This window comes from Streptomyces sp. KL2 (assembly GCF_046529545.1).
In the GTDB taxonomy this organism is placed as follows: Bacteria; Actinomycetota; Actinomycetes; order Streptomycetales; family Streptomycetaceae; genus Streptomyces; species Streptomyces radiopugnans.
On sequence record NZ_CP127170.1, the window covers coordinates 4798691 to 4807500 of the forward strand.

General features: G+C 72.9%; 11 protein-coding genes (1 of these 11 cut by a window edge). 7 read left to right on the forward strand and 4 right to left on the reverse strand.

The annotated features are described in order from the left end of the window. The first annotated feature begins 34 nt into the window (after positions 1 to 34). From QPK52_RS21545 to QPK52_RS21555, 3 genes are all read left to right on the forward strand, one after another. Positions 35 to 1174, forward strand: a complete 1140-nt coding sequence (locus tag QPK52_RS21545; protein WP_410539091.1) for a GAF domain-containing sensor histidine kinase — start codon at positions 35 to 37, stop codon at positions 1172 to 1174. Continuing rightward, positions 1167 to 1820, forward strand: a complete 654-nt coding sequence (locus QPK52_RS21550; RefSeq protein ID WP_410539092.1) for a response regulator — start codon at positions 1167 to 1169, stop codon at positions 1818 to 1820. Before QPK52_RS21545 ends, QPK52_RS21550 begins: the two co-directional genes overlap by 8 nt. A 233-nt stretch (positions 1821 to 2053) precedes the next feature. Further along, positions 2054 to 2260, forward strand: a complete 207-nt coding sequence (locus QPK52_RS21555; RefSeq protein ID WP_093655855.1) for a chaplin — start codon at positions 2054 to 2056, stop codon at positions 2258 to 2260. A gap of 93 nt (positions 2261 to 2353) precedes the next feature. Here QPK52_RS21555 and QPK52_RS21560 read toward each other — a convergent pair whose 3' ends face one another. Then, positions 2354 to 3136, reverse strand: a complete 783-nt coding sequence (locus tag QPK52_RS21560) for a hypothetical protein (RefSeq protein ID WP_410539093.1) — start codon at positions 3134 to 3136, stop codon at positions 2354 to 2356. A 108-nt stretch (positions 3137 to 3244) separates the two neighbouring features. On the opposite strand from QPK52_RS21560, the gene QPK52_RS21565 reads away from it, so the two are divergent. The 4 genes from QPK52_RS21565 (at position 3245) to QPK52_RS21580 (ending at position 6413) form a co-directional block, all read left to right on the forward strand. Then, the gene (locus QPK52_RS21565) at positions 3245 to 4036 is read left to right on the forward strand and encodes an ABC transporter ATP-binding protein (protein ID WP_093655568.1); all 792 of its coding nucleotides are present in this window, start codon (positions 3245 to 3247) and stop codon (positions 4034 to 4036) included. Between the two features lie 21 nt (positions 4037 to 4057). Then, positions 4058 to 4480: an NfeD family protein gene (locus QPK52_RS21570; protein WP_410539094.1), complete on the forward strand. Its 423-nt coding sequence runs from the start codon at positions 4058 to 4060 to the stop codon at positions 4478 to 4480. 106 nt (positions 4481 to 4586) lie between these two features. Then, positions 4587 to 5546 (forward strand): SPFH domain-containing protein, encoded by a 960-nt coding sequence (locus QPK52_RS21575; protein WP_093655572.1) that lies wholly within the window; start codon positions 4587 to 4589, stop codon positions 5544 to 5546. A gap of 99 nt (positions 5547 to 5645) precedes the next feature. Beyond that, on the forward strand, positions 5646 to 6413 hold the full coding sequence (locus QPK52_RS21580; RefSeq protein WP_410539097.1) for a sulfite exporter TauE/SafE family protein: 768 nt from the start codon (positions 5646 to 5648) through the stop codon (positions 6411 to 6413). A 99-nt stretch (positions 6414 to 6512) separates the two neighbouring features. Here QPK52_RS21580 and QPK52_RS21585 read toward each other — a convergent pair whose 3' ends face one another. From QPK52_RS21585 to QPK52_RS21595, 3 genes are all read right to left on the reverse strand, one after another. Next, positions 6513 to 7022 carry an HNH endonuclease gene (locus QPK52_RS21585; RefSeq protein WP_093655576.1) on the reverse strand — a complete coding sequence of 170 codons (510 nt, stop codon included), beginning with the start codon at positions 7020 to 7022 and terminating at the stop codon, positions 6513 to 6515. 364 nt (positions 7023 to 7386) lie between these two features. Beyond that, positions 7387 to 7926 carry a YbhB/YbcL family Raf kinase inhibitor-like protein gene (locus QPK52_RS21590; RefSeq protein WP_410539098.1) on the reverse strand — a complete coding sequence of 180 codons (540 nt, stop codon included), beginning with the start codon at positions 7924 to 7926 and terminating at the stop codon, positions 7387 to 7389. Between the two features lie 130 nt (positions 7927 to 8056). Beyond that, a protein-coding gene (locus QPK52_RS21595; RefSeq protein ID WP_410539099.1) for a sporulation protein crosses the window boundary here: on the reverse strand, positions 8057 to 8810 show its 3' portion. It continues 29 nt past the right edge of the window; 754 of the gene's 783 nt are visible here — the last part of the coding sequence; its start codon lies beyond the right edge, outside the window; the stop codon is at positions 8057 to 8059.

Here is an 8810-nt window from a genome sequence, read left to right on the forward strand (position 1 = left end):
CCACCCCGCGGACCCCCGCCGGTACCGTGACCGCATGCTCCCGAGAACCGGGCTGGCGGCCGTCAGCGCCGCCCTGCTCGCCATGAACCGCCGCCTGGAGGTCCGCGAGGTCCTGCAGACCATCACGACCTCCGCGCGCGAGCTGCTGGACGCCGAGTACGCCGCGCTCGGCGTCCCCGACGACCACGGCGGCTTCGCGCAGTTCGTGGTGGCCGGGGTCAGCGACGACCGGTGGCGGGCGATCGGGCCGCTGCCCCGCCAGCACGGCATCCTCGCCGCCATGCTGCGCGACGCCTCCCCGCAGCGGCTCGCCGACGTCCGCCGGGACCCGCGCTTCGAGGGCTGGCCCGACGCCCACCCGGAGCTGGCCGACTTCATCGGCATGCCGGTCGCCGACGGCGAGGAGGTCCTCGGGGCGATCTTCCTCGCCAACAAGCGGTGCGAACGCCCCGGGGGAGGCTGCGGTTTCACCGGGGAGGACGAGCAGTTGCTGCGTCTGCTCGCCGAGCACGCCGCCATCGCGCTGACCAACGCCCGCCTGTACGAGCGCAGCCGCGAGCTGACCATCGCCGGGGAGCGCGCCCGCATCGCCCACGAACTGCACGACGCCGTCTCCCAGAAGCTGTTCTCCCTGCGCCTGACCGCCCAGGCCGCCACCGCCCTGGTCGGCCGCGACCCGGACCGCGCCAGGGAGGAGCTGCGCCGGGTCGCCGGGCTGGCGGCCGAGGCCGCCGACGAACTGCGGGCCGCCGTCGTGGAGCTGCGCCCCGCCGCACTGGAGGAGGACGGGCTGGTCGCCGCCCTGCGCAGCCAGGTACAGGTCCTGGACCGGGCGCACAGCGCCCGTGTCGTCCTCGACGCGGAGGGCGTTCGGGCACTGCCGGCCGCCCAGGAGGAGGCGCTGCTGAGGGTGGCGCAGGAGGCTTTGCACAACGCCCTGCGGCACTCCGGCGCCCGGCGCGTCGCCGTCTCCCTCGCCCGCCGCGGCACCGGTGCGGTGCTGCGGGTGGCCGACGACGGAAGCGGTTTCGACCCCTCGGCGGTCCGCCGCGCGGGCCGCCGCCTGGGCCTGGTGTCGATGCGCGACCGGGCGGACGGGGTCGGCGGCACGCTGAGGGTGGACTCGGAGCCAGGCCGGGGCACCGTGATCGAGATGGAGGTGCCCGGTGGCTGACACGACCGCCGAGGTGATCAGGGTCCTGCTGGTGGACGACCACCAGGTCGTACGCCGGGGACTGCGTACGTTCCTGGAGGTCCAGGGCGACATCGAGGTGGTCGGCGAGGCCGCCGACGGGGCGGAGGGCGTGGCCCGCGCCGAGGAGCTGCGGCCCGACGTCGTCCTGATGGACCTCAGGATGCCCGGCGCCGACGGCGTCGAGGCGCTGCGCACACTGCGCGGACTGGGCAACCCCGCCCGGGTGCTGGTCGTCACCAGCTTCACCGAGCAGCGCACCGTCGTCCCCGCCCTGCGCGCGGGCGCCGCCGGCTACGTCTACAAGGACATCGACCCCGACGCCCTGGCCGGGGCCATCCGCTCGGTGCACGCCGGGCACGTCCTGCTGCAGCCCGAGGTCGCCCGGTCCCTGCTCAGCCAGGAGGGGGCCGGCGGCGGGCCGGGCCGGGGCACCTCCCTGACCGAACGGGAGCGCGAGGTGCTCGCGCTGATAGCCGACGGGCGCTCCAACCGGGAGATCGCACGGCATCTGGTGCTGTCCGAGAAGACCGTCAAGACGCACGTGTCCAACATCCTCATGAAGCTGGACCTCGCCGACCGCACCCAGGCGGCGCTGTGGGCCGTCCGGCACGGGATGGCCGGCTGACGGGCGGACACCGCCGGCCCCGGCCGGGCGCCGGCCCCCTGCACTCCGGACCGGCACGGTATGCCCCACGGCGGAAATCCATGCCTAAATTCATACGAACGTGTGGACGTCGCCGGTACGGCGTGTCGCGATCGGCCCCGGCCCGTTCTCCAGTGCGTGCCGCGGCGACTGGCCGCGGCGAACGCTAGGAGGATCGAGAAGTGAAGAACCTCAAGAGGATCACCGCCGTCGCGATGGTGGCCGGCGGGCTCGTCGCCGCCGGTGCGGGCGCGGCCTCTGCCAGCTCGGGCGCGCAGGGCGCCGCCGCCTACTCGCCCGGCGTCGGCTCGGGCAACGTGATCCAGGTGCCCGTCCACGTGCCGGTCAACGTCTGCGGCAACACCGTCACCGTCATCGGCCTGCTGAACCCGGCCTTCGGCAACGCCTGCGCCAACGCCTGAGCGCGTACGGGCGGGCGTGGCGGCGGCTCCGCCCGCGCCCGCTCCGCACGGCCGGCCTCCCGGGCCCGACCGGGAGGCCGGCCCCCCCCGCGATCAGCCCCGCTCGCGCTCCTCCACGTACGCGTTGTACGCGGCCACCACCGCCCGCCTGGCCGTACGCTCCACCGGCCGCAGCGCCTCGCCCCGCGCCGCCATCGCCCCCGCGCTCACCGCACCGCCGTGGTCCGGCCCGCCCGCGATCTCCACCAGCGCGCCCACCCGCTGCGCCAGCTCCAGAACGCGTACCGCGCGCGGCGGATACCCCGGCGCCAGCAGCCGGCGGCCCGCCTCCGCCCGCGCCCGGTACGCCTCCAGCGCCGCCGCGGCCACCGGCCCGGAGCCGGCCACGTCCAGACGCGTCAGCGCCTCGGTCGCCTCGCGCAGTGCCTCCGCCAGCTCCCGCTCGGCCTCCCCGAGCGACGGCACGTCCGCGGGCGGGGCCTCGCGCACCGGCAGGCAGTGCCACACCACCTCGGTGTGCACATCGCCCTGCGGGCCCGCCTCGCGCACCCGCGGCACCAGCCCCAGCGCCGCGCCCGTGCCGACCACGGCCTCACCGGCGTCCAGGGCACGGGCGTTGAACTCGGGCGGCCCGCTCAGCCCCAGCGGGTGCCCCGGCGCGGGCAGCGCCAGCCGCAGACCCGCCACACCCGAGGCGCGCAGCCGGCCGAGCGCGAGGGTGAGACCCACCTCGCCGGACTCGCCCGGCAGGCCCGCCACGCGGTGCACCGTGTCGTCGCCCACGATGCGCGCGGCGGCGTCGTCGGGCGACACCAGTCCGGCGAACAGGGCATTTCCCCAGGCGGCCAGCCGCCCGGAACGAGGTTCTTCGAGCATGCCCCCAGCCTAAGGACAGCCGCGCGGAGGAGGTGGCGTAGGTTTTCCCTGGGGACTGTGCCCACAGGCACAGGCGACAGCCGCGACTGCAATGGGAGACAACGCGCCATGAGCGATGTACTGGAGCTGGTGGACGTATCCGTGGTCCGCGAGGGTCGGGCTCTGGTGGAAGACGTCTCCTGGTCGGTGAAGGAGGGGGAGCGATGGGTCATCCTCGGACCCAACGGCGCCGGCAAGACCACCCTCCTCAACGTCGCCTCCAGCTACCTGTTCCCGACCTCCGGCACCGCCACCGTCCTGGGCGAGAGGCTCGGTGCCGTCGACGTCTTCGAACTGCGCCCGCGCATCGGCATGGCCAGCAGCGCGCTCACCGAGAAGCTCCCGCGCAGCCAGACCGTGCTCCAGACCGTCCTCACCGCCGCCTACGGCATGACCGCCGGCTGGCGCGAGGACTACGACGCGGTCGACGAGCAGCGCGCCCTGGCCTTCCTGGACCGCCTCGGGATGAGCGAGTACCTCGACCGGAAGTTCGGCACCCTCTCCGAGGGGGAGCGCAAGCGCACCCAGATCGCCCGCGCGATGATGACCGACCCCGAACTGCTGCTCCTGGACGAGCCGGCCGCCGGACTCGACCTCGGCGGCCGCGAGGACCTGGTGCGCCGGCTCGGACGGCTCGCCCGCGACCCGTACGCCCCCTCGATGATCATGGTGACCCACCACGTCGAGGAGATCCCCCCGGGCTTCACCCACGTCCTGATGATCCGCCAGGGCAAGGTGCTCACCGCCGGACCGGTCGAGACGGAGCTGACCTCCGCCAACCTCTCGCGCTGCTTCGGCCTCCCCCTGGTCGTGGAGTACGACGGCGGCCGCTGGACCGCGCAAGGTCTCCCGCTCGGCTGACCCGGGCCCTACCATGGCGGTGTGGACGCATGGGTGTGGTGGCTGATCGCCGCCGTAGGACTCGGAATCCCCCTCGTACTCACGGCCATGCCGGAGTTCGGCATGTTCGCGGTGGGCGCCGTCGCCGCCGCGGCCGTCGCGGCGCTCGGTGGCGGGCTGACGGCCCAGGTGATCGTCTTCGTGGTGGTCTCCACCGCGCTGGTCCTCGTCGTCCGCCCCGTCGCCAGACGCATGCAGACGCAGCGGCCCGAGCACCGCAGCGGCGTCGACGCGCTGACGGGCCGCCAGGCCGTCGTACTCGAGCGGGTCGACGGCTCCGGGGGGCGCATCAAGCTCGCGGGCGAGATCTGGTCCGCGCGCGCCCTCGACGCGAGCGCGTCCTACGAGCCGGGCGACCAGGTGGACGTGGTGGAGATCGACGGGGCGACCGCCGTCGTGATGTGATAGCCGGTGACCGCACGGTCACAACCGTCGGCGACGCCAACGACGCAGACAGCCACGCTGGACACCTCGGTCAGCGTGAAATCCTAGGAACGCAGGGGGAGCCACGATGGACGCCATCATCATCGTGCTGATCATCCTGGTGGTGCTGGTCTTCATCGCACTCATCAAGACGATCCAGGTCATTCCGCAGGCCAGTGCCGCGATCGTGGAGCGCTTCGGCCGCTACACCCGCACACTGAACGCCGGCCTCAACATCGTCGTCCCGTTCATCGACACCATCCGCAACCGCGTCGACCTCCGCGAGCAGGTCGTCCCCTTCCCGCCCCAGCCGGTGATCACCCAGGACAACCTGGTCGTGAACATCGACACGGTCATCTACTACCAGGTCACCGACGCCCGGGCCGCGACGTACGAGGTCGCCAGCTACATCCAGGCCATCGAGCAGCTCACCGTCACCACCCTGCGCAACATCATCGGCGGCATGGACCTGGAGCGCACCCTCACCTCCCGTGAGGAGATCAACGCGGCACTGCGCGGCGTCCTGGACGAGGCCACCGGCAAGTGGGGCATCCGCGTCAACCGGGTCGAGCTCAAGGCGATCGAGCCGCCGACCTCCATCCAGGACTCGATGGAGAAGCAGATGCGCGCCGACCGCGACAAGCGCGCCGCGATCCTCCAGGCCGAGGGCGTGCGCCAGTCGCAGATCCTCACCGCCGAGGGCGAGAAGCAGTCCTCCATCCTGCGCGCCGAGGGTGAGGCCAAGGCCGCCGCGCTGCGCGCCGAGGGCGAGGCCCAGGCGATCCGCACGGTCTTCGAGTCCATCCACGCAGGGGACCCGGACCAGAAGCTGCTGTCCTACCAGTACCTCCAGATGCTCCCCAAGATCGCCGAAGGCGACGCCAACAAGCTGTGGATCGTGCCCAGCGAGATCGGGGACGCCCTCAAGGGGCTCGGCGGCGCACTGGGCAACTTCGGCCCCGGAGCCCCCTCCGGCGGCTCGTCCGGCACCGCCGCCGCGGGCCGCTCCGACCTGACCAAGCGCCGGGAGCAGCCGCCGATCGACTGACGACACGCCCGCACTCCGCGCCGCACCCGGATACACCGCGACCACGCCCCTCGGGCATGATCGGTGCACCAGACACCGATCGGCTGAGGGGCGTTGCGCGTGAACATCTGGGAGGCGCTGGCGGTCTGCGTCGCAGGCATAGGCGCGGGCACGATCAACACGATCGTCGGCTCGGGGACCCTGATCACCTTCCCCGTGCTGCTCGCGGTCGGGCTCCCGCCCGTCACCGCGAACGTCTCCAACACACTGGGTCTGGTGCCCGGCTCCATCAGCGGCGCCATCGGCTACCGCCGGGAGCTGCGCGGCCAGCGCGGCCGCGTGCTGCGTCTGAGCGCCGCGGCCCTGGTCGGGGCGGTGACCGGGGCCGCCCTGCTGATCTCGCTGCCCTCCGCGGCGTTCGACATGATCGTCCCGGTCCTCATCGCGCTGGCCCTGGTGCTCGTCGTCGCCCAGCCGCGCCTGGCCCGCGCGATCCGGCGCCGTCGTGAGCGCAACGGCGGCGCCGCCCACCCCCACGGCGGCCCCGCGCTCCTCGGCGGCATGACCCTGGCCAGCATGTACGGCGGCTACTTCGGCGCCGCCCAGGGCGTCATCTATCTCGCGCTGATGGGCCTGCTCATCAACGACGACCTCCAGCGGATCAACGCCGTCAAGAACATCCTCGGCGCGATCGTCAACGGCGCCGCCGCGGTCTTCTTCCTCTTCGTCGCCGACTTCGACTGGATCGCGGTCCTGCTCATCGCGGTCGGCTCGGCGGTCGGCGGGCAGCTCGGCGCCCGGCTGGGACGCCGACTGCCGCCGACCGCCCTGCGTGCGGTCATCGTGGCCGTCGGCACGGCCGCGATCATCCAGCTCGTACTGAACTGAACAGATCCGGACATACCCTGGCAGATCCGGACGGAGTCGAATCGGCCGGACCGGCCACCGCCTGCGGCGCGCCCCCGCGAGAAGACGCCGCAGGGAACCTCAGGCGGAGGTGGGCAGCGCCAGCCACTCCGGCAGCGCCTCACCGTCCCGCAGCCCCAGCGCGAGGACGAGCGCATCCGCCGGCGTCGGCTCGAACGGCTGCGTCAGCAGCCGCATGCCCGCCTGGGCGGGAGTGCGGTCGGCCTTGCGGTGGTTGTCCTCCGCGCACGCCGCGACCGTGTTCAGCCAGGTGTCGCCACCCCCGCGTGAACGCGGCACGACGTGGTCCACCGTGGTCGCCCGGCGCCCGCAGTACGCGCACCGGTGCCTGTCCCGTACGAGCACACCGCGCCGCGACCACGCCGCCCGTTGTCGGAACGGGACCCGTACGTATCTGCGGAGTCTGATCACCTGCGGCACCGGGAGGTCGACCCGCGCCGCCCGTACGCGCAGCCCGGGGTGCGACTGCTCCACCACGGCCTTGTCCTGCATCACCAGCACCACCGCACGCCGCAGCGACACCGTCGACAGCGGCTCGAAACCGGCATTGAGCACCAGGGTCTCGCGCATCTCACCCACCTCCGGACCCGCCCCCGCGGCGGGGTGGGACCACTGTGCCGCTGCCCGACCGGGTGGACAACGCAATTTCCGCACGGTGTACGGGAGATGGCAAAGGAAGGGCACGCGGATGACGCGGGCGCCGGTGAACGGGGAGGAGGCGCCCGAGAGCGCGGGCGGGAGGGGCAGCCGACGCGGCCGCCCGTCCCCCGACGGGCTCCGGCGGACGGCGGGCGTGAGCGCGCCCCGCCGCCCCCACCGCTGCGGTGCCGACTGCCCGGCCACACTGTGCGATTCGGAGACGACGGGGCGCAAAGGCTTTTCCCGCCTGCGGGACGGCCGCCGGAACGGTCCTGCGGCTTCGAGACGACCGGATTCAGCCCTCGGCGGGCACCTCGTACTCACCGATGAGCTGTGCGCGAGCCAGTGTGTGGAACCGCAGGTTGAAGCCGACCACGGCGGGCGACGCGTCCGCGTCCACGCCCAGCTTCTCGGTGTCCACGGCGTAGACCGTGAAGACGTAGCGGTGCGGGCCGTCCCCGGGCGGCGGCGCGGCCCCGCCGAAGTCACGGGTGCCGTAGTCGTTGCGGACGTGCACCGCCTCCGCCGGCATCCCCTTCATCTCACCCGTACCGGCGCCCGCGGGCAGCTCCGTCACGGTCACCGGGATGTCGAAGACCGACCAGTGCCAGAAACCGCTGCCGGTCGGCGCGTCGGGGTCGTAGCAGGTGACGGCGAAGCTCCTGGTCCCCTCGGGGAAGCCCTCCCAGCGGAGGTGCGGGGAGGTGTTGCCCTCGGCATGGACCTGATCGGGCTTCAGCCGGGCGCCCTCGGAGACGTCGTCGCTCACGACCGTGAACGACGGCACCGGGGGGTGGAAATCGTGGGGGAGCGGGCGCCGCTTCTGCTCGGTCACGTGGGAAAACCTCCTCGGTAGCGCGACAACGCTGCACCGGTCAGCCTAACGATCCCGGCCCTCCGGGCGGCGCAGGGCGCGGCCCGGTGCGACACCGGACCGCGCCCCGGAAGGCGAACGCCCCGAACCCTCAGAACCAGTTCCGCCTGCCGCCGACCTCGGCCAGCCACTGGTTGAGGTAGGCGGCCCAGTCGGTCTGCCGGAAGCCCGCCAGGTCCACGGTGAAGGAGCGGTACGTGTCGCTGCCCTCGCTGAACAGACCGGCCTTCTTGTCCATCTCCAGCACGACGTCCATCCCGTGCTCGTCCGCGACGAAGCTCAGCTCGACCTGGCTCAGGCCCCGGTACTGCTGCGGGGCCAGGAACTCGATCTCCTGGTAGAAGGGAAGCTTCTGCCGGGTGCCGCGGATGTGCCCCTGCTCCATGTCCGCGTTCTTGAACCGGAACCCGAGGGCGCCGAAGGCGTCGAGGATCGCCTGCTGGGCGGGGAGCGGATGGACGTTCACCGGATCGAGGTCACCGGAGTCCACCGCCTTGGCGATCGCCAGCTCCGTCGTCACCCCGATGTTCATACCGGTCAGGTGGTGGCCCGTGAACATGGTGATCGGGGTCTCCCACGGCACCTCCAGCCCGAAGGGCACCGTGTGCACCGCGCCCGGCTGGAGCTCGAAGGCGCCGCCGAGCTGCATGCGGTGGAACTCGACGTTCCTGCTGTACTCCTCCCCCCCGCTCTCCACCTCGACACGGGCCTGGAGGCCGACCGACAGCCCCTGGATCTCCTGGGCGACCGAGCCGCCCTGGATCCGCACCTCCCCCTGGACGACGCCGCCCGGAACCACGTTCGGCTCGGTCAGCACCGTCTCCACCGACGCGCCGCCGATGCCC